The 19,331-nt window shown below is 73.7% G+C and carries 17 protein-coding genes; 10 read left to right on the top strand and 7 right to left on the bottom strand.

All coding sequences use genetic code 11. The features are described from left to right. Positions 1 to 21: 21 nt before the first annotated feature. Positions 22 to 705: a ribulose-phosphate 3-epimerase gene (gene rpe / locus J2S46_RS33695; protein ID WP_191288261.1), complete on the bottom strand. Its 684-nt coding sequence runs from the start codon at positions 703 to 705 to the stop codon at positions 22 to 24. A gap of 179 nt (positions 706 to 884) precedes the next feature. Here rpe and J2S46_RS33690 point away from each other — a divergent pair, with 179 nt between their 5' ends. After that, on the top strand, positions 885 to 1,742 hold the full coding sequence (locus J2S46_RS33690; RefSeq protein WP_191288260.1) for an SCO6745 family protein: 858 nt from the start codon (positions 885 to 887) through the stop codon (positions 1,740 to 1,742). 117 nt (positions 1,743 to 1,859) lie between these two features. Here the strand turns inward: J2S46_RS33690 and J2S46_RS33685 are convergent, their stop codons facing one another. Both J2S46_RS33685 and J2S46_RS33680 read right to left on the bottom strand, forming a co-directional pair. Beyond that, on the bottom strand, positions 1,860 to 2,507 hold the full coding sequence (locus J2S46_RS33685; RefSeq protein ID WP_191288259.1) for a cysteine peptidase family C39 domain-containing protein: 648 nt from the start codon (positions 2,505 to 2,507) through the stop codon (positions 1,860 to 1,862). 191 nt (positions 2,508 to 2,698) lie between these two features. After that, positions 2,699 to 3,670, bottom strand: a complete 972-nt coding sequence (locus J2S46_RS33680) for an aldo/keto reductase (RefSeq protein ID WP_191288258.1) — start codon at positions 3,668 to 3,670, stop codon at positions 2,699 to 2,701. A gap of 443 nt (positions 3,671 to 4,113) precedes the next feature. On the opposite strand from J2S46_RS33680, the gene J2S46_RS33675 reads away from it, so the two are divergent. Both J2S46_RS33675 and J2S46_RS33670 read left to right on the top strand, forming a co-directional pair. Continuing rightward, positions 4,114 to 4,902, top strand: coding sequence for a serine/threonine protein kinase (locus tag J2S46_RS33675; protein ID WP_191288257.1), 789 nt, complete (start codon positions 4,114 to 4,116; stop codon positions 4,900 to 4,902). 52 nt (positions 4,903 to 4,954) lie between these two features. Next, positions 4,955 to 6,541: a serine/threonine-protein kinase gene (locus J2S46_RS33670; RefSeq protein ID WP_191288256.1), complete on the top strand. Its 1,587-nt coding sequence runs from the start codon at positions 4,955 to 4,957 to the stop codon at positions 6,539 to 6,541. A gap of 116 nt (positions 6,542 to 6,657) precedes the next feature. On the opposite strand, the gene J2S46_RS33665 is transcribed toward J2S46_RS33670, so the two are convergent. Then, complete coding sequence (locus J2S46_RS33665) at positions 6,658 to 7,029, bottom strand: hypothetical protein (protein WP_191288255.1); 372 nt, start codon at positions 7,027 to 7,029, stop codon at positions 6,658 to 6,660. Between the two features lie 212 nt (positions 7,030 to 7,241). Further along, on the bottom strand, positions 7,242 to 8,828 hold the full coding sequence (locus J2S46_RS33660; RefSeq protein WP_191288254.1) for an aldehyde dehydrogenase family protein: 1,587 nt from the start codon (positions 8,826 to 8,828) through the stop codon (positions 7,242 to 7,244). Between the two features lie 178 nt (positions 8,829 to 9,006). On the opposite strand from J2S46_RS33660, the gene J2S46_RS33655 reads away from it, so the two are divergent. Further along, a complete protein-coding gene (locus J2S46_RS33655; RefSeq protein WP_191288253.1) occupies positions 9,007 to 9,789 on the top strand; it encodes an IclR family transcriptional regulator in 783 nt (260 codons plus the stop codon). A gap of 254 nt (positions 9,790 to 10,043) precedes the next feature. Beyond that, on the top strand, positions 10,044 to 11,366 hold the full coding sequence (locus tag J2S46_RS33650; protein ID WP_191288252.1) for a pectate lyase family protein: 1,323 nt from the start codon (positions 10,044 to 10,046) through the stop codon (positions 11,364 to 11,366). A 157-nt stretch (positions 11,367 to 11,523) separates the two neighbouring features. Here J2S46_RS33650 and J2S46_RS33645 read toward each other — a convergent pair whose 3' ends face one another. Continuing rightward, the gene (locus J2S46_RS33645) at positions 11,524 to 12,672 is read right to left on the bottom strand and encodes a hypothetical protein (protein ID WP_191288251.1); all 1,149 of its coding nucleotides are present in this window, start codon (positions 12,670 to 12,672) and stop codon (positions 11,524 to 11,526) included. A gap of 69 nt (positions 12,673 to 12,741) precedes the next feature. After that, complete coding sequence (locus tag J2S46_RS33640; protein ID WP_191288250.1) at positions 12,742 to 13,671, bottom strand: 5-dehydro-4-deoxyglucarate dehydratase; 930 nt, start codon at positions 13,669 to 13,671, stop codon at positions 12,742 to 12,744. 362 nt (positions 13,672 to 14,033) lie between these two features. Here J2S46_RS33640 and J2S46_RS33635 point away from each other — a divergent pair, with 362 nt between their 5' ends. The 5 genes from J2S46_RS33635 (at position 14,034) to J2S46_RS33615 (ending at position 19,243) form a co-directional block, all read left to right on the top strand. Further along, complete coding sequence (locus J2S46_RS33635; protein ID WP_370882275.1) at positions 14,034 to 14,978, top strand: carbohydrate ABC transporter permease; 945 nt, start codon at positions 14,034 to 14,036, stop codon at positions 14,976 to 14,978. A gap of 53 nt (positions 14,979 to 15,031) precedes the next feature. Continuing rightward, a complete protein-coding gene (locus J2S46_RS33630; RefSeq protein WP_370882274.1) occupies positions 15,032 to 15,889 on the top strand; it encodes a carbohydrate ABC transporter permease in 858 nt (285 codons plus the stop codon). A gap of 89 nt (positions 15,890 to 15,978) precedes the next feature. Further along, the gene (locus tag J2S46_RS33625; protein WP_191288248.1) at positions 15,979 to 17,286 is read left to right on the top strand and encodes an ABC transporter substrate-binding protein; all 1,308 of its coding nucleotides are present in this window, start codon (positions 15,979 to 15,981) and stop codon (positions 17,284 to 17,286) included. A gap of 5 nt (positions 17,287 to 17,291) precedes the next feature. Further along, the gene (locus tag J2S46_RS33620) at positions 17,292 to 18,452 is read left to right on the top strand and encodes an enolase C-terminal domain-like protein (protein WP_191288247.1); all 1,161 of its coding nucleotides are present in this window, start codon (positions 17,292 to 17,294) and stop codon (positions 18,450 to 18,452) included. After that, positions 18,452 to 19,243, top strand: coding sequence for an NAD-dependent epimerase/dehydratase family protein (locus J2S46_RS33615; RefSeq protein WP_191288246.1), 792 nt, complete (start codon positions 18,452 to 18,454; stop codon positions 19,241 to 19,243). Before J2S46_RS33620 ends, J2S46_RS33615 begins: the two co-directional genes overlap by 1 nt. Positions 19,244 to 19,331: the final 88 nt, after the last annotated feature.

The raw sequence follows: 19,331 nt of genomic DNA, 5'->3' as shown, positions 1-19,331 counted from the left end.
CGGGCCCGGCGGGCCGGGACGTCAGTGGCGGCAGGCCCAGGACGCCCCGGCCGTCGCCCGCTCCGCCTGGGCGCGCAGCGCCCGGACGGCCTCGGCCGGGTCCTCGGCGCCGTAGACGGCCGAGCCGGCCACGAAGACGTCCGCGCCGGCCTCGGCGCAGCGCTCGATGGTGGACGCGGCGACGCCGCCGTCGACCTGGAGCCAGAGGTCCAGGTCGTACTTGGCGATGAGCTCCCGGGTGCGCCGGATCTTGGGCAGCATGATGTCGAGGAAGGCCTGCCCGCCGAAGCCGGGCTCGACGGTCATGATCAGCACCATGTCGAGTTCGGGGAGCAGGTCCTCGTAGGGCTCGATCGGGGTGCCGGGCTTGAGTGCCATGGACGCGCGGGCGCCCTTGGAGCGGATCTCCCGGGCGAGGCGGACGGGCGCGGCGGCGGCCTCGACGTGGAAGGTCACCGAACCGGCGCCGGCCTCGACGTACTGGGGGGCCCAGCGGTCCGGGTCCTCGATCATCAGGTGCAGGTCCAGCGGGGTGTCGGTGGCGCGCGCGAGGGACTCGACCACCGGGACGCCCAGCGTGAGGTTGGGCACGAAGTGGTTGTCCATCACATCGACGTGCAGCCAGTCCGCGCCCCGGACGGCCTCGGCCTCCTCGGCCAGTCGCGCGAAGTCGGCCGACAGGATGCTGGGGTTGATCTGCGCCATTTCCGATGCCTTCACAGCTGGACCAGGGTGCCGGGAGCGGGCACCTCGGCCACATCATCCCCCGGCCGGGCGGCCGGTGGCACACAGCGATACGTCCCCGTGACCCGCGTCACACCGTGTGCGCGCTATCGTGACGGCCGCCGTGGTCCCGTCCCCGTCCCTCCGAGGAAGGTCTGCAGATGGCCGAGTTGGTCCATCCCGCCCGCGCGTTGTGGTGGCTCTTCGAGCCGGTGCACGCCGTCACCTACTTCTCCCCCGAGGGGAGGGCCGCCTACGAGGCGGCCGGGCTGCGCGGCGGCTGGCGCGGCTACTTCGCCGGACGGGCGGCGCCGTTGGGCGCGGTGGACGCTGCGCCGGTGGTCGCCGCCTTCTTCAACTTCGCCCCCAGCATGGTGGAGCGGGCACTGCCCGACGTGTGGACCAGGGTGACCCCGCAGGCCGCGCTGGAGGCCCGGACGGCCGGCGCCGCGGCGGCGCTGGAGCGGCTGCTGGAGCACATCAAGCCGGACCGGATCGAGCGGGTGGTGACCCAGCTGGAGCTGGCCGCGGCCAGGCTGGACTGCGCGGGACGGGTGCTGGCCTCGGCCAACGCGGCACTGCCCCGGCCCGAGGGCCTGCCGGCGCGGCTCTGGCAGGCCGCCACGGTGATGCGCGAGCACCGCGGGGACGGGCACGTGGCGGCCCTGGTCGCCGCCGGTCTGGACGGGTGCGAGGCGCTGGTGGTCCGATGTTCGCTGGACCTCCAGCGGGAGGAGCTGCAGCCGTACCGCGGCTGGACGGACGAGGAGTGGGACGCGGCCGCCGAGCGGCTGGTCGAACGTGGCTGGCTGACCGCGCGGGGCACCGTCACGGAGTGCGGCCGGATCCGCCACCAGGCGCTGGAGGCCGCCACCGACCTGGCCGCGGCCCGGGTCTGGGAGGGGTACCCGCGTGCCCAGCTGGACCGGCTGGCCGCCGACCTCAAGCCCATCTCGGCGCTCTGCCGCACGGACCTGCCGCCGATCAACCCGATCGGGCTGCCCGCCGGCGCGGGCTGATCCGGTTCTCGTCGGCGGGCCGCAAGCCGGGTCGTACCCGGCACCGCGCCGCACGGCGGTCCCCCCGGCAGGCCGGGGGGACGACCAGGTCGTACCCAGGACCGCCCCGCGCGGCGGTCAGAGGCCGGCCGGGGCGGCGCCGTGCGGGCCGAGCACGATGCCCCGGCCGGCGTAGAAGCGCGGGAGGTCCGTCCAGGGGACGCGGGCGAAGGCCTGCGACTCGCCGGCGAACCCGGACGGGTTGTGGATCACCAGCTCCTGTTCCGTCGCGCCGACCGCCAGCACCAGGTGGCCGCCGCGGCGGGCCGGTTCGGGCCCGAGGGTGCGGACGGCCGGGTGCACCGAGGTCATCACCAGGCGCCCGTCCGCCAGCAGCCGCGGTATGTCCTCGGCCGGCAGCTCCGGGCGGGACTCGGCCGCGAGCCCCCATCGCTCGCCGACGTAGGCGGCGAACGGCGCGTGGATCAGGCCGTCCAGGCGCTCGCCCCGGCGTACGTACGCACCGGCCGCCAGGCATTCACCCGCAAGGGTGATGGCCGGCGGCGCGACGCCCCACCAGTGGTCCAGCGCCATCCGCAGGCAGGCCATGCCGCAGAGCCGCCAGGACCAGAACTCGTACTCCTCCTGCGTCGCCGCCCCGGACTGGCCCCACAGGGGGTCGTCGGCGGCGCTCAGCTTGCCCGCGATGATCTCCCGGACCAGCTCGGGGGACTCCCACTGGGAGTAGTAGGGCACCTGGTGGATGATCTCCGCGACGGTCGTCATGGCCCGACCCTGCCACAGCCCGGCGCCGCCTTCCCGTCGAGAGCGGCCCGGACGGGGGTCGACCGGAGGCGGGCCTCCCGGACGGAGGCCGACCGGACGGGGCGCACCGGGACGGCGGCGCGGGCCACCCGGCAGGCCCGGGCCCGGACGGCGGCGCGGGTGCTCCGGCCTGCGCCGCCGTACCGGGGCGGCTACCAGGCGTAGTCCTCCGGGGCGGTCCGGCGGCCGGGGAAGATCTCGTCCAGCCGGTCGAGGGTCTTGCGGTCCAGCGTCACGTCCAGGGCTCGGACGGCGGCCAGCAGTTGCTCCAGGGTGCGGGGCCCGACGATCGGGGCGGTCACCGCCGGGCGGGAGAGCAGCCAGGCCAGCGCCACGTCACCGGGCTCGTGACCGAGTTCGGCGGCGAGGTCCTCGTACGCCTGGATCTGGTCCCGCCGGGCGGCCAGCACCCCGGCCTGACGGTCCTGGCTGCGGCGCACCCCCTCGCGCTCCTTGCGGAGCACCCCGCCGAGCAGGCCGCCGTGCAGCGGGGACCACGGGATCAGGCCGAGACCGTAGTGCCGGGCGGCCGGGACGACCTCCAGCTCCACGCTGCGCTCCAGCAGGTTGTAGAGCGACTGCTCACTGGTCAGGCCGAGGAAGTTGCGGGCCCTGGCGGCCTCCTGGGCCTGGGCGATGTGCCAGCCGGCGAAGTTGCTGGAGCCGACGTAGACGATCTTGCCCTGGGCGACCAGCACCTCCATCGCCTGCCAGATCTCCTCCCAGGGCGTGTCCCGGTCGATGTGGTGCATCTGGTAGAGGTCGATGTGGTCGGTCCGCAGGCGGCGCAGGCTGGCGTCGACCGCCCGGCGGATGTTGAGCGCGGAGAGCTTGCCCTCGTTGGGCCAGGTCCCGGTCTCGCCGTACAGCTTGGTGGCGAGCACCGTGCGCTCGCGGCGGCCGCCGCCCTGGGCGAACCAGGCGCCGATGATCTCCTCGGTTCGGCCCCTGGTCCCGTGGCCGCCGTAGGTGTTGGCGGTGTCGAAGAAGTTGATGCCCTGTTCGTGGGCGGCGTCCATGATCCGGTGGGCGTCGGCCTCCTCGGTGTGCGGTCCGAAGTTCATGGTGCCCAGGCACAGGCGGGAGACGGTCAGGCCGGTACGGCCGAGGTGGGTGTACTCCATGGTCCACCACCCTTGTGCGGGCCGGGGGCTTTGTCCAGCACCAACTCCCCGGCGCCCGGGCCGCGGCACGCCGGGTGCCGACCCGGCCCGCGGTGTCGGAATCCGTGGGTGGCGAACCTCCTGACCGCCGGCGGGACGAAGGCCGTCGGCAGGACGGAGCACCCGGCCGGGCCGGCCGCCACCGGGTGCTGCCGGGCTGCTCACACCCCGCCCCGACCCGAGGGCGAACGGCCCCGTACGCCCCGGAGCCGCCCGCCCGCCGACCCCGGGCCGCCGCGCACCCGCGCCGGCGGATCGTCCGGCGCGGTGACCAAGCGTGACCGGAGCGCCTCGGAGCGCGTACGATGCTGCGTGCACGTCGCACCTCCGGGGGCCGGGACGGCCGGGCCCCGTCAGGCCGCGCCGCGCACCGCCACGCGCCGGGCCGCGGGAAGGGGAACGCCTTGGACACGGTGATCGTCCAGCTGCCGGAGCGGGCGGGCCGCCGGCCCGGGGACGCCGCGCCGAAGCCGGAACTGCTGCGGATGGGCCCGGGCGAGAGCGCGGAGTTCGGCCGGGGCTCCCCCGGCCGGCCCGCCGCCGTCCCGCTGGACGACCAGGGCGTCTCCCGGCGGGCCGGCGAGATCACCGCGGCCGAGGACTACTGGCGGCTGTCCAACTTCAGTACCGGCGCGACCTACGTGGTGGAGAACCTGGAGGGCGCCGGCGAACACATCAAGGTGGCTCCCGGACGGCTCGGGGCGCCGGTGCCGTTCGAGTTCTCCCGGGTGGTGCTGCCCTCGCTCGGCGGGAGCACCCACTTCAAGGTCTTCGCACCCCAACACGCCTACCTGGACGGCGAGTCCGGCCCCAGCACCGGCGAGCACACGGTGAGCCCGTTCGCCCTGGACCCGACCTCCAAGTACTTCCTGGTCCTGCTGGCGCTCTGCGAGCCTCGCCTGCGGTCCGCCACCGCGGCCGTGCCGGGCGCCACCGAGGTCGTGGAGCGGCTGCGCCCGCTGCACGGCTGCCGGGAGCTGAGCCGATCCGCCGTCAACTACCACATCGACTACCTGGCCGGCGTCAAGCTGCGCCTGCGCGACGATGCGCTCCCGGCCGGTCCGGGCCTCCCGGCCGCCGCCCGGACCGGCGCGGCCGGGGGCAAGCGCGAGGAACTCGTCTCGCTGGCACTGCGGTTCGACCTGGTGCGGGAGGAGCACCTCGCCCTGCTCCCGGCCCGCCGAACCCGCTGACCCCTCGGCCGGCGCCACCCGGCCGGCCGACGTCCGAAAGGGCCGAGCACGCATGAAGGACCCCGGCAGGCCACCGCTCGACGTGCCGGCCGGCCGACTGGTGGCCGGGACCCGGATCACCGGCCTGATCGGGAACGGCAGTTGGGGCAGCGTCTACGCGGCCGAGGAGCTGGCCGACGGCGCACCGGTCGCCGTGAAGTTCCTCCGCCCCGACCGACTGACCCCCGGCCAGCGCCGGACCATGGCCGAACTCGTCGAGCGCGAGGTGCGGTTCAGCCGCCAGGCCGACCACCCCGGCCTGGTGCGGACGCTGCGCACCGCCACCCTCGACGAGCCGGACGACCCCCCGCTCGACGGCGCCGTGGTGCTGGTGATGGAACGCGCCGAGCGGAGCCTGCAGGACCTGCTCGCCGCCACCGCACCGCACACCCCCGTGCCGGAGGCGGAGCGCCTGCTCACCGAGATCTGCGCCGGTCTCGCCCACATGCACCGCCACGGCTGGGTGCACGGCGACCTCAAGGGCGCCAACATCCTGCTGATGCCCGGCGGCGCCGCCCGGCTGGCCGACTTCGGGCTGACCGCCGAGCTGGAGGGCACCCACGCGTACGTCCCGCCGCTCGGCTCGCCCGACCACGTACCGCCGGAGTGGTGGTCCCAGCGCGCCGGCAGCCGGGGTGTCCCGCTGCGGCCCGGGGCCGACGTGTGGGCCTTCGGCGTGCTCGCCCACCAGGTGCTGAGCGGCGGGCTGCATCCCTTCCCCGGGGCCACCGCCCGGGCCAGGTCGCTGGCTGCCCAGTCCTACGCCCGGGGCGCCTCCCCGCTGCGGCTGGACCGGAGCGTCCCCGAGCGGTGGCGGGGCCTGATCACCGCCTGCCTGGCCGCCGACCCGGCTGCGCGGGGCAGGCTGGACTCGACAGAACTCCTGCGTAGGGTCGTCCTGTTGGCCGGTCCGGAGGCCTGCGCCGAGGTCCGACCCCGACGCCCCCGTCGGGCCGTCCCGCTCGTCGCCGGGGCTCTCGCGCTGACCCTCGCCGCCGGCACCGCCGCTCTCGCGGGCACCCTGCTGCCCGGTGGTGGCGAGTCCCCACCGCCGCCCGCCGCCACCGCCACCTCGGGCGGCCAGGGCGGTCCAGGAGGTCCGGGAGGCCAGGGCGGCCAGGGCGGTCCGAGCCGTCCTGCGGGCGCCATCCCCGAGGACTCCGACGTACCGGTCGCGCTGCGCGAGGTGATCGCCGGCACGGCCCGCCGCTGCCCGGAGCCCGAGGTGACGCCGGCCCTGCTGGCCGCGATGCTCAAGGCCGAGAGCGGGTTCGACGCCGCCGCCGCGCGGCCGCAGTCCGACGAGTACGGCATCGCGATGTGGACACCGGCGGTCTTCAACGCCTGGGCCCAGGACGGCGACAACGACGGCGACCGGGACTACATGTCGGCGCCGGACGCCATCGTCAGCATGGGCAACTACGTCTGCTGGCTCGACCAGCAGTTCAAGCACCGGGGCCTGAGCACCGACCTGCCCGCGCTGGTGGTGGCCGGGTACCGCACCAGCGACAAGACCGTGGCCGACGCCGGCCGGGTGCCGGACCGGGTCCGGCCGCACGTCGACCAGGTGATGAAGTACCTGGCCGAGTACGACGGTTGAGCCGGCACCCGGCGCCCGGCGAACGCGGAGCGTCCCCGCCGCGACGGCCACGGCGGGGACGGTCACGGCGAGGACGGTCACGGCGAGGACGGCCCCGGATGGGGCCCCGGTTCAGCTCAGCACCAGGGGAGTCCGGGGACGGGCTCGTCGTTGCCGCCGCCGGAGAGGTGGATCACGTTCACCCAGACCCCGCGGTTGCCGCTGTCGTCGTCGGTCTTCGCGTACCACTTGTTGTGGTACGCGCCGTCGGACATCTCGGTGCCCACGGCCTGGCAGTAGAAGTAGTTGGTACCGGCGTTGAGGGTGCCGGCCCGGACGTTGCCGCTCCAGAAGGTGGGGGCGGTCTTCCAGACGTGGCAGTCGTAGGTGCCGTTGCCGTTGTCGGTGCAGCCTCCGGCCGCCTCGGCCGAGGTCGCGGTGAGACCGAGCGTGGCGACTCCGAGCACGGCCGCGGCGCCGGCCAGGGCGAGCTTGCGTACAGCGAACATGGTTCTCCCAGGAGATGACGTCCCGTCGACGCGGGACGGGTGGTCGGTACCGGCGCTCCGCAGCGGTGCGCCCACGACCAGAGAACCAGCGCGTCCCCGCCCCCGGTACCTGACACCTGTCAGGGGTGTCCGGCACCCTCCGACAGCGCCGTCTCTGCGCCGACCGGCCCGCGGTCGACCGTCCCGCACTGCGGGCGGGTGGGGGCCCGGACCTACCGGGAGCGGCCGGGCTGCGGGTGGCCGTCCACCCGGCGCGGCACGCCCAGCGGGTTGCCGTCGTGCAGCTCGGCCGGCAGGAGCTCCGGCGGGACGGCCTGATAGCTGACCGGCCGCAGCCAGCGGGCGATCGCACCCGCGCCCACCGAGGTGGCGGTCGAGGTGGAGGCCGGGTAGGGCCCGCCGTGGTGCATGGCGGGAGCGACGGCGACGCCGGTCGGCCAGCCGTCGACGACGATCCGGCCGGCCAGCGGGACGAGGCTGCGCAGCAGCGCGGCGGCGTCCTCACCGCGCTCGTCGGCCGCGAGCTGCACGGTGGCGGTGAGATTCCCGTCCAGCCGGGCCAGCACGGCCGCCAGCTCGGCCTGGTCGCGGTAGCGGGCCAGGACGGTGACCGGGCCGAAGCACTCCTCCAGCAGCAGCGCGTGCGGGCCGTCGGCGGCGAGCAGTGCGGCGGGCACCGCCAGCACGCCGGGGCGGACGGCCAGCGGCGCGGTCGCGGTGGGCTCCTCGGCCGCCGCCAGCAGCTCCTCGACCTCGTCCAGGGCGGCTCGTTCGCGGACGCCGGACAGGAACGCGGCCCGCATCCGGCTGTCGAGCAGCGGGGCGGCCTGGGCCCGGCCGGCGGCCTCGACCACGGCCTTCTCCAGCTCTCCGGCACCGCTCGCCGCGGCGGGGGTCAGCACCAGGCCGGGTTTCACGCAGAACTGTCCGTTGCCCAGGGTGAAGGAGGCGGCCAGGCCGGCACCGATCTCGGCGGCCCGGCCGGCCGCGGCGGCCGGGGTGACCACCACCGGGTTGAGGCTGCCGAGTTCACCGTGGAACGGGATCGGGCGCGGCCGGGCCGCCGCGATGTCGTGCAGGGCACGGCCACCGCGGACCGAGCCGGTGAAGCCGACGGCGGCGGTCAGCGGGTGGCGGACCAGGGCGGGCCCGGCGTCGAACCCGTGCACCAGGGAGACCACGTCCTCGGGCAGGCCGACGGCGGTGGCGGCGGCGCGCAGCAGCCGGGCGCAGAGTTCGGCGGTGGCCGGGTGGTCCGGGTGGGCCTTGACGACCACCGGGCAGCCGGCCGCGAGGGCGCTGGCGGTGTCGCCGCCGGGGACGCTGAAGGCGAGCGGGAAGTTGCCGGCGGCGAACACGGCGACCACGCCGAGCGCGGTACGGATCCGGCGCAGGTCGGGGCGGCCGAGCGCGGGGTCGGCGTGGTCGATCACCACGTCGAGGTAGGCGCCTTCCTCGACGATCCCGGCGAACTCGCGCAACTGGTAGGTGGTGCGCGCGAGTTCTCCGGCGAGCCGGGGCGCTCCGAGGGCGCTCTCCGCGTCGGCCACGGCGATCACCTCGTCGGCAGCGCGCTCCAGCTGGTCGGCGGCGGCGCGCAACAGGGCGGCGCGCAGCGGCCGGTCGGCCAGCGCGTGGGCGGCGCCGGCGGCGGCCCGTACGGCGCGGTCCACGTCGGACGGGCGGGCCTCGACGGCCACCTGCGCGCGGTGGTCGCCGGTGCGCGGGTCGGTGCTCCACACGGGCGCGGCGGGCCTGGTCGTCGCCGGCCCGGCGGCCGGGGCGGTCTCGGTGGTCACGGCGCAGGCCTCCTCATCGGGGTGGCGGTCCGGTAGCGTCCGCTCCGGGGCCCCGGGGGCCCTGCGAGTGGTCTGCGCCACAGTGTCCACACACCATGCATTTGTTCAGTATGCTGAACGCCATACAACTCGTTGAACTCGCGGGACGATACGCCGCGCGACAGAGGGGGTCAAGGGCATGACCACACCGAGCAGCCCCACCGCCGGCACCGGTGCGCAGGTGAAGTCCGCCGTGCGCACCGTCGAGCTCCTGGAGTACTTCGCCGGGCACACCGGCATGCACAGCCTCACCGAGGTGCAGGAGCAGACCGGATACCCGAAGAGCAGCCTCTACATGCTGCTGCGCACCCTGGTCGAACTCGGCTGGGTGGAGACCGACGCGACCGGCACCCGGTACGGCATCGGGGTGCGGGCCCTGCTCGTCGGCACCTCGTACATCGACGGCGACGAGGTGGTCGCGGCGGCCCGGCCGACGCTCGACCGACTGGCCGACGACACCTCGGAGACCATCCACCTGGCCCGGCTGGACGGCACCAACGTGGTCTACCTGGCGACCCGACAGTCCCAGCACAGCCTGCGCCCGTTCACCCGGATCGGCCGGCGGCTGCCGGCCCACTCCACCTCGCACGGCAAGGCCCTGCTGGCCACCCACACCGACGAGCAGGTCCGCCGACTGCTGCCGGCCGAGCTTGAGCCGCTGACCGAGCACACCCACACGGACCGCGAGAAGCTGATCGAGGAGCTGCACGGGATCCGCGAGCACGGTTACGCCGTCGACCGCGAGGAGAACACGCTCGGCCTGCGCTGCTTCGGCACCGCGATCCCGTACCGCACTCCGGCCCGGGACGCGGTGAGCGTGTCGGTGCCGATCGCCCGGCTGACGCCCGGCCGCGAGCAGATGATCCGGGACGCGCTGCTGGACGCCCGCGACCGGCTCACCCTGGCCACCCGGCACCTCTGACGGACCGTCATTCTCCGGCGGCGCCCCGCACTCCGCGTGCGGGGCGCCGCCGTTCGCGTGCCCGCCGGACTTGTTGACAGGACCGCGCCCCGCTCTCTAATGTCCGGCCATGGATGCGATCAGGATTCATATCCATGAACCTGATGGCGACGCTTCGCCTCGCACCGCCTCCCGGCGCGCCCGCCCGCGCGCCGCTCCCCCATCAGCGCGCGCCCTGCGCCACGCGCCGCACCCCCAGGACGAGGAGCCCACCCATGCGCGTCTCCCGATCGATCCGGCCGGCCGGCACCCTGCTCACCGCCACCGTCCTGTGCCTCGGCCTCGCCGTCACCTCGGCACCCGGCGCGGCCGCCTCCAACCCCGGCCGCGCCGTGCTGGCCGCCGACGACGGCTGGGGCTCGGCCACCACCGGCACCACCGGCGGCGCCCGGGCCGATGCCGCGCACACCACGACGGTCCGGACCCGGGCCCAGCTGGTCGCCGCGCTCGGCGGCAGCAACGCCACGAACGGCACCGACGCCACCCCGAAGATCATCTACATCTCGGGCACCATCGACCTCAACTCCGACGACGCCGCCAAGCACCTGAACTGCCAGGACTACAGCACCGACGGGTACTCGCTGGCGGCCTACCTCGCCGCGTACGACCCCGCCGTCTGGGGCACCGCGACGGAGCCGGCAGGGGCCCAGGAGGACGCCCGCACGGCCTCGGCCAAGCTCCAGGGCGAGAAGGTCCAGATCAACGTGGGCTCCAACACCACGATCGTCGGCGTCCACGGCGGCCGGCTGCTCGGCGGCGGCCTGGTGGTGAAGAACGTCGACAACGTCATCATCCGCAACCTCACCGTCGAGGACGCCGCCGACTGCTTCCCGCAGTGGGACCCGACCGACGGCGCCACCGGCAACTGGAACTCGCTGTACGACGCCGTGGCGCTCTACAACGCCACCCACGTCTGGGTGGACCACAACACCTTCACCGACGGCGCCAACCAGGACGCCGCCCAGCCGCTCTACTTCGACCGGCCGTACCAGGTGCACGACGGCCAGCTGGACATCACCAAGGGCGCCGACCTCGTCACCGCGTCCTGGAACGTCTTCAAGGACCACGACAAGACCAACCTGGTCGGCAGCAGCGACAGTTCGACCGTCGACGCGGGCCACCTGCGGGTCACCTTCCACCACAACTTCTGGCAGAACACCGTCCAGCGCTCGCCCCGGGTGCGGTTCGGCCAGGTCGACGTCTACAACAACTACTACACGCCCGAGTCCGGGGACTTCGAGTACGCCCTCGGCGTCGGCAAGTCCTCGCAGATCGTCGCCGAGGCCAACTACTTCAAGCTGCCCGCCGACATCTCCGCCGCCAAGCTGATCTACAACTGGGGCGGCACCGCGCTCACCGACTCCGGCAACCTGGTCAACGGCAGGACCACCGACCTGATCGGCGCGTTCAACACCGCCAATCCGGCCAAGCCGCTCACCGCCGGAGCGGGGTGGACGCCCACCCTGCGCGCCCAGGTCTCACCCGCCTGGGCCGTCCCGGGTCTGGTCAGCGCGAGGGCCGGCGCCGGCCGCGTCTGATCCGCCCCGCCCCCACCGCGGCCCCTCGTTCCCCCGTCCCGGCGGGCCCCGGCGCACCCACGCGCCGGGGCCCGCTCCGACCTGCCTGAACCCGCCACCGGCCGGCGGCGGCCTGACGGACGCCCCGCTGCCCGTCGGCCGAGGGCGGGGGCGTCCGTCAGCCGAGGGCGCGGAGCGCGGCGGCGGCCTTCCGCAGGTCCTCGTCGGAGGCCAACCCCGCGTGGTAGAGCCGGAGTTCGGTGGCCCCTTCGGGGAGGTGGAGGCCGGCCGGGTCGCCGCCGGCGCCCGCGACGATGCCGAGGTTGGCCGCCAGCACGGACCCCGAGGGCATCAGCGCCGCCGCGGCGGGCGCCAGGGACGCCGGGACGACCAGGCCGTCCGCGAACTCCATGACCCGGGAGACCTCCACGCCGCAGTTGGGGCCGCTGCGGTGCGCCACCGGATCGGCGTGCAGCAGGATCCGGAACCCGGGCCCCGCCACACTCCGGACGGCCTCGACCGCCGTCCGCTGGAAGGCGTACGCCGCCGCCGTGCGGTGGGCCAGCGCCGCGCCGGCCAGGTGGTCGCCCAGCAGCGCCGCGATCCGCTCCGGCTCGCTGCCGTCGGACGGCTCCGCGCCGCCGCGCCAAAGCGGCTCCAGCACCGCCCGGACGGCGGCCCGCAGTTCGGCGGGGTCGGCACCGGCCGCGGCGTAGCCGCGCTCGCACGCCGGGCAGAAGCACAGGGAGATCAGGTACTGGCCGACCGGGCCGAGCGGCACACCGGCGATCTTGTCGTGGGCGTGCAGGTGGGCGAGTCCGTACCAGCCGCAGGACTCCAGCTCCACCCCGCCCGCCCCCGGCCGCACGGCGGCCTCGGCCGCCAGCAGCGCGGCGTACTCGACCACCTCCGACTGTGCGACGCAGAGCGCCCACGGGTAGCGCTCGCCGTAGGCGTTGCGCACCGCGACCCGCGGATGCTCGCTGCCGAGACGCGAGTTGTGCGCGAGCACCACCCAGGAGTGGACGTCGATCCCGGCCGCCGCCAGGGCCGACCGGGCGGCCTCGAACGGATCGGCGCCCGGCATCCAGCCCTGCTGGTACGGGCGCAGGGCCCGCCCGTACCAGCGGGCCGGAACGGGCCGGTAGTAGACGGCGGAGTGCCGGGCGGTGACGATCCGGGTGTCGGGGTGGCGCGGGGTGAGCGCCCGGGTGGAGTGGTAGGCGGCGGCGAGGGTGGCCTGCCGGACGCCGAGCGCGGCGAGCCGCCGCGGGGCGTCGGGGTCGCCCACGACGTCCCAGGGGTAGAGGAAGGCGGAGCTGCGCACGACCGGTTCTCCTGGACTGGATCGGAGGGGGACGTGGGCGCCGGGGCCGGCGCCCACGGGCGGTCCTGGTCAGATCAGGGTGCGGGCCCGCTCCAGGAGGCGGGCCAGCTGCGCGATGTGCTCGGGCGCGGCCTCGGTGAGCGGGGAGCGGACGGTGCCGACGTCGAGGCCGTCCATCCGGACGCCGGCCTTGACCAGCGAGACGGCGTAGCCGCGTCCCTGGTTGCGCAGTTCGACCAGCGGCCGGTAGAAGCCGTCCAGCAGGCGGTTCACGGTGTCGTCGTCGCCGCTGCCGAGCGCCTTGTGGAAGGCCAGGGCGAGGTCGGGGGCGAAGCAGAAGACCGCCGAGGAGTAGAGGGTGATGCCGATGCCCCGGTAGGCGAGGCCGGTGAGTTCGGCGGTGGGCAGGCCGTTGAAGTAGCGGAACGGCAGGCCGGGGCGGGCGGTGCGGACGGCGCTGACGATCCGCTGCATCCGGTCGAGGTCGCCGATGCCGTCCTTGAAACCGACGATGTTGTCGACCTCGGCGAGCCGGACGACCGTGTCCGGGTCGAACACGGCGTTGTCGCGGGCGTAGACGATGATCTCCAGCTCGGTGGCCTCGGCGAGGGCGGTGTAGTGCCGCAGCAGCCCCTCCTGCGAAGGGGTCACCAGGTAGGGCGGCATCGCCAGTACGCCGTCGGCGCCGGCGCGCTCGGCGCGGGCCAGGAACTCCAGGGCGAGTGCGGTGCCGTGGCCTACGCCGGCCACCACGGGGACGGCGCCGGCCGCCTCCTCGACGGCGGCGGCGACGACGCTCTCGTACTCGTCGAGGCCCAGCGCGTGGTACTCGCCGGTGCCGCAGGCGGCGAAGACCGCGACCGCGCCGTGGTCGATGCGGGACCTGACATGGGCCCGGAAGGTGGGGACGTCGATGCCGCCGTCGGGCCCGAAGGCCGTGACGGGGAAGAAGAGGAGGCCGTCGAGGCGGTCGACGAGGGGCGGGACGATCTCTGGCATGGCGGGTGCTCTCCGGGACTCGGTGGAGGGTGGAGGGGCTTCTGGGGGTCTCAGCGTTATACATCATTCTGACCACTGGACACATCCATGAACACCGAACCGGCCAAAGCGCCCTCGATTCCGCGGATCTCCCAAGTGATATCAGGGGGTTGACGGCGGGACAGCGCAAATCTAGGGTGTCCAAGCATGTGAACCCTGTCCATGAGCGTGTCACCTTCATGGCAGCGACTTCCCCGAGACACCGTCACACCCCCTGCCCCCACCGCACACCGCCGTGCCGAGCTGCCGACCACCGCTGCCGGGAACCCCGCCGTCGGGGATCGGGCATCCGTGGAACCGGCCCGAGAGGAGGCGAGCTCACCGTGGCTCTCGCCGACAGGACCACCGTCAGGCCGCCCGCCGCCGGGCCACCACCCACCGGTCGGCGCGGGCCCCGCCTGCGCCGGGCCCTCGCCCCGTACGCCCTCATCTCCCCGACCGTGCTGCTGCTCGCGGTCTTCCTGCTCGTCCCCGTCGGCAGCGTCGTCCACTACGCGCTGCAGCACCACGTGGTCAACGAACCGTACGACGACGCCTTCGTCGGTCTCGGCAACTTCAGGGCGATGCTCGGCGACCAACGCTTCTGGGACAGCCTGGCGTTCTCCGCCAAGTGGGTCGTCACCGAAGTCCTGCTGCAACTGCTGCTCGGCCTCGCCCTGGCACTGATCGTCAACGAGACCTTCGTCGGACGGGCGATGGCCCGGGCGCTGGTCTTCTCGCCCTGGGCCGTCTCGGGCGTGCTGACCACCAGCATCTGGATGCTGCTCTACAACCCCGCCACCGGCGTCTTCCACTACCTCTCCGAGATCGGCGTCGGCAACGCCGGCACCTCCGTCCTCGGAAACCCCGACACCGTGTTCGGCGCCGCCGTCGTCGCCGAACTCTGGCGCGGCGTCCCGTTCTTCGCCATCCTCATCCTCGCCGACCTGCAGTCCGTGCCCAAGGAGCTGTACGAGGCGGCCTCGATCGACGGCGCCGGCCGGACGCGCAGCTTCCTGCACGTCACGCTCCCGCACCTGCGGGACGCGATCGTGCTGGCCACGCTGCTGCGCGCGGTCTGGGAGTTCAACAACGTCGACCTGCTGTACACCCTGACCAACGGCGGCCCGGCCGGCGCGACCACCAGCCTCCCGCTGTACGTCGCCCAACTCGCCCGCAAGTCATACGACTTCGGCTACGGCTCGGCGCTCACCACGGCGGCGTTCGTGATCCTGCTGTTCTGCTCGGTGCTCTACCTGCGGCTGAGCAAGTTCGGACGCCAGCGGTGACCGGCCTGCAGCAAGCCCCCCTTGACCGGACCGCACCCGTGGAGAGCCCCGCCGTGACCAGCGCCACCGCCGTCCTCCCACCGGCCGCCGCCCGCCGGGGCGAGCGGGGCAGCCGGTTCCTGCGGCTGTTCCTCCCGCTCGGCCTCTACCTGGTCTTCACCGTCGTCCCCTTCTACTGGATGCTGCTGTTCGCGCTGCGGCCGGCCGGCTCCGCCTCCCTGCTGCCCTGGCCGCTCACGCTGGAGCACTTCGGGACGGTCTGGAACGACATGGGCTTCCGGGTCTACTTCCAGAACAGCGTCTGGATCGCCCTGCTGACGCTGCTGTTCGTCACCTTCTTCGCCCTGATGGGCGGCTACGCCCTCGCCAGGTTCGAGTTCCGCGGCCGGCGGCTGTTCATGCTCGCACTGCTCTGCACCCAGTTCGTGCCGGGCGCGATGATGCTGATCCCGCTCTTCAACATCTTCCAGACCCTCGACCTGATCGACTCCCGGTGGAGCCTGATCATCGCCGAAAGCACCTTCCAGCTGCCGCTGGCGATGATCCTGATGAGCGGATTCGTCCGGAACGTCCCGGTGGAGCTGGAGGAGTCCGCGATGGTGGACGGCTGCGGGCGGATCCGCGCCTTCCTCGCCGTCGTGCTGCCGCTGCTGCGCCCGGGGATCGTCGCCGTCGGCTCCTTCGCGTTCATCGGCAGCTGGAACAACTTCCTCTTCGCCCTGATGTTCCTCAACGACCCGGAGCTGCAGACCGTCCCGGTCGGGCTGCAGACCACGATCGGCGAGAACACCGTCGACTTCGGGGCGCTGGCCGCCGGCGGGGTGGTGGCCGCCGTCCCCGTCGTCCTGGTCTTCGCGGTCGTCCAGAAGTACCTCGTCCAGGGCATGAGCGCCGGCGCCGTCAAGGGCTGAGCACCACCCGGCCCCCGCCCCCGGTCGAGCACAGCGCCGAGCCCGCCGGTCGAGCACCCCACCCGTCACCCACACGTCAGGACCCCCTCATGTCCAGCATCCTGCGCACCACCGCCGCCGCCCTCGCCGCCCTCGGACTGCTGACCGCCTGCAGCTCCACCGGATCGTCCACCGACGCCGGCGGCGGCGCGAAGGTCACCGTCACCTACTGGGACAACAACGCCGGTCCGGCCAGAACACCGCTGTTCCAGCACCTGATCGACGAGTTCGAGAAGGCCAACCCGACCATCACCGTCAAGTACGTCGGCGTCACCAGCTCCGAGGTCGCCGAGAAGTACAACACCGCGATCGCCTCCGGCAGCACCCCGGACGTCGGTGGCGTCACCACCGCGCTGCTCGCCTCGCTCACCGCGCAGAAGGCGCTCGCCCCGCTCGACGACCTGTACGCCAAGAGCTCGCTGAACGGCAGGCTCGCCGCCAACTTCCTGGCCACCTCGAAGGCCGCGAGTGGTGGCAAGGGCCTCTTCCAGCTGCCGTCCTCCGGCAACCAGGACGTCATCTGGTACCGCGCCGACAAGTTCAAGGCGGCCGGGCTCGCCGCCCCGAAGACCTGGGACGAACTGTTCGCCGACGCCGCCAAGCTGACGGACAAGGGCGCCAACCAGTACGGCTTCACCATCCGCGGCGGCGCCGGCGCCGGCTTCCAGGTGCTCTCGGAGGCCTACGCCTACTCCGGGGTGGCCGAGATGTTCGACGCAAGCGGGAGGTCCACCGTCGACGACCCGAAGAACGTCGCGCTGATCGAGAAGATCGCCGCGCAGTACAAGACCACCACCCCCGAGGCCGACGTCTCCAACGCCTACCCGCAGATGCTCGCCCAGTTCCAGGCCAACCAGGTGATGATGGTGCACCACAACCTGGGCTCCACCAAGGACGTGAAGACGGCGCTCGGCGACAAGGTCGCGGGATTCCTGCTGCCGGCGGGCCCGGACGGCACCAGCGTGCTGGCCAACCCCGTCGACGGCTTCGGCCTCTTCAAGAACTCCAAGCACCAGGCGCAGGCCTGGAAGTTCATCGAGTTCCTCGACTCGCACGCCTCCAACAGCTACTGGAACGAGAACGTCGGCCAGATCCCCGCCAACACCGAGGCGTACGCCGACGAGTGGTACGCCAAGTCGGGCATCACCAAGGAGGCGGGCGACCTCCTCAACGCGTCCGGCACCAAGCTCGTCCAGCCGCCGGTCTACCTCCCGCAGTACTCGAAGATCACCAAGACGGACGCCGAGCCGGCCTTCCAGAAGGTCCTGCTCGGCAAGACGTCCGCCGCGGAATTCGCCAAGGGCGTCGCCGACGCCCTCACCAAGGCCCAGGCCGACTACAAGTCCAAGAACGGGTGAGCCGGATGACCCCGACGATCGAACGCATCGAGGTGTCGCTGTTCACCACCGTCGCCCGGACGGCCGTGGACCCGCACGGGCACCGCCACCCCTCCCCCGCGCACGAGGTTCAGGAGGCGCTGCTCACCGTCACCGACACCGACGGCGCCGCCGGCCGGGTCCTCGTCCAGCCCGACCACCTGCGCGGCGCCGTGCTCGACAAGCACATCCGCCCGGTACTGACCGGCCAGGACCCGCTGGAGCGCGAGCGGCTCTGGACCTCGCTGGCCCGCCGCCAGCGCGGCGCCCACGGCGGCCTCACCGACCGCGCGCTCGGCTTCGTCGACCTCGCGCTGTGGGACCTGGCGGGCCACCGCACCGGCCTGCCGGTCTGGAAACTGCTCGGCGGCGCCCGCAGCAGCGCCCCCGCCTACGCCTCCACCATGTGCGGCGACACCACGCCGGGCGGCCTCGCCACCCCCGCCGACTTCGCCGCCTTCGCCGTCCAGCTGGTCGAACAGGGCTACCGGGCCATCAAGTTGCACACCTGGATGCCGCCGGTGCCCGGGGCCCCGTCGGTCGCCCTGGACATCGCCGCCTGCACCGCCGTCCGCGAGGCCGTCGGCCCGGACATCGACCTCATGCTGGACGCCAACCACTGGTACTCCCGCACCGAGGCGCTCCGACTCGGGCGCGCGCTGCAGGAGTTGGACTACTACTGGTTCGAGGAGCCGATGGAGGAGGCCTCGGTCTCCTCCTACCGCTGGCTCGCCGACCAGCTCGACATCCCGGTGATAGGCCCGGAGACGGCGTGGGGCAAGAACTTCACCCGCGCCGAGTGGGTCACCTCCGGCGCCTGCGACATCCTGCGCACCGGCGCCACCGACGTCGGCGGCATCACACCCGCCGTCCGCACCCTGCACCTCGCCGAGGCCTTCAACATGGACTGCGAGGTGCACGGCAACGGCTCCGGCAACCTCGCCCTGCTCGGCGCCGGCACCAACGGGCGCTGGTACGAACGCGGTCTGCTGCACCCGCAGTTCGACTTCGACGAGGTGCCTCCGCACCTGAACTCCGTGATCGACGCGATCGACGCCGACGGTGTGGTGCGGTTCCCGCCGCGCCCGGGCCTGGGCGACGACCTCGACCTCGACCACATCAAGTCCCACACCGTCAGGACACTGTGATGACCCGGACCATCCTGCTCACCGGCGCGGCCGGCGGCGTCGGCACCCTGCTGCGCGACCTGCTCCCCCCGTACGGCTACCGGCTGCGGCTCGCCGACCTGCGGCCGGTCGAGGGCACCGAGGACGCGCTCGTCTTCGACCTGCGCGACGCCCGCGCCGTCCGTGAGGCCGTCCGCGGGGTCGACGCCGTGGTCCACCTCGGCGGCATCTCGCTGGAGGACAGCTTCGCCGCCGTCCTCGGCAGCAACATCGAGGGCCTGCACCACCTGTACGAGGCCGTCCGGCTGGAGGGCGTCGGGCGGGTCGTCTTCGCCAGCAGCAACCACGCCGTCGGCTTCACCCCGTTGACCGGCGAAGGCCTGATCGGCACCGACATCCCGCCCCGGCCGGACACCTTCTACGGCTTGTCCAAGGTCTTCGGCGAGGGCCTGGCCTCGCTCTACGCCGACAAGTACGGCGTGGAGACGGTCTCGATCCGGATCGGCTCCTGCTTCCCCCGGCCGCGCTCGCCCCGGATGCTGTCCACCTGGCTCAGCCCGGCCGACTGCGCCCGACTGGTGCACGCCGCACTGACCGCGCCGGGCGTCGGACACACCGTCGTCAACGGCATCAGCGCGAACACCAGGGCCTGGTGGAGCCTCGCCTCCGCCCGCGCGCTGGGCTACGAACCGCAGGACGACGCCGAGCTGTACGCGGCCGAGGTGCTCGCCGAGCACGGCGAACCGGACCCCGACAGCGCCGACGCCCGGCTGCTCGGCGGGTTCTTCACCACCGTCGAGCCGCCGGCCTGAGCCCTGCGGGCGGGCTGCTCGACGGTGGGTGGGTGGGTGGGTGGGTGGGTGGGTGCGCGGGTGGGTGGGTGCGCGGGTGCGCGGGTGC

It is taken from the genome of Kitasatospora herbaricolor (assembly GCF_030813695.1).
Lineage (GTDB): Bacteria > Actinomycetota > Actinomycetes > Streptomycetales > Streptomycetaceae > Kitasatospora > Kitasatospora herbaricolor.
The sequence above is the reverse complement of the archived record's forward strand: the minus strand, read 5'-3'. Positions and strand labels throughout refer to the sequence as shown.

Coding starts and splice junctions, on each gene's coding strand:
- rpe (WP_191288261.1), bottom strand. CDS start 705: ATGGCGCAGATCAACCCCAGCATCCTGTCGGCCGACTTCGCGCGACTG.
- J2S46_RS33690 (WP_191288260.1), top strand. CDS start 885: ATGGCCGAGTTGGTCCATCCCGCCCGCGCGTTGTGGTGGCTCTTCGAG.
- J2S46_RS33685 (WP_191288259.1), bottom strand. CDS start 2,507: ATGACGACCGTCGCGGAGATCATCCACCAGGTGCCCTACTACTCCCAG.
- J2S46_RS33680 (WP_191288258.1), bottom strand. CDS start 3,670: ATGGAGTACACCCACCTCGGCCGTACCGGCCTGACCGTCTCCCGCCTG.
- J2S46_RS33670 (WP_191288256.1), top strand. CDS start 4,955: ATGAAGGACCCCGGCAGGCCACCGCTCGACGTGCCGGCCGGCCGACTG.
- J2S46_RS33665 (WP_191288255.1), bottom strand. CDS start 7,029: ATGTTCGCTGTACGCAAGCTCGCCCTGGCCGGCGCCGCGGCCGTGCTC.
- J2S46_RS33655 (WP_191288253.1), top strand. CDS start 9,007: ATGACCACACCGAGCAGCCCCACCGCCGGCACCGGTGCGCAGGTGAAG.
- J2S46_RS33650 (WP_191288252.1), top strand. CDS start 10,044: ATGCGCGTCTCCCGATCGATCCGGCCGGCCGGCACCCTGCTCACCGCC.
- J2S46_RS33640 (WP_191288250.1), bottom strand. CDS start 13,671: ATGCCAGAGATCGTCCCGCCCCTCGTCGACCGCCTCGACGGCCTCCTC.
- J2S46_RS33625 (WP_191288248.1), top strand. CDS start 15,979: ATGTCCAGCATCCTGCGCACCACCGCCGCCGCCCTCGCCGCCCTCGGA.
- J2S46_RS33620 (WP_191288247.1), top strand. CDS start 17,292: ATGACCCCGACGATCGAACGCATCGAGGTGTCGCTGTTCACCACCGTC.
- J2S46_RS33615 (WP_191288246.1), top strand. CDS start 18,452: ATGACCCGGACCATCCTGCTCACCGGCGCGGCCGGCGGCGTCGGCACC.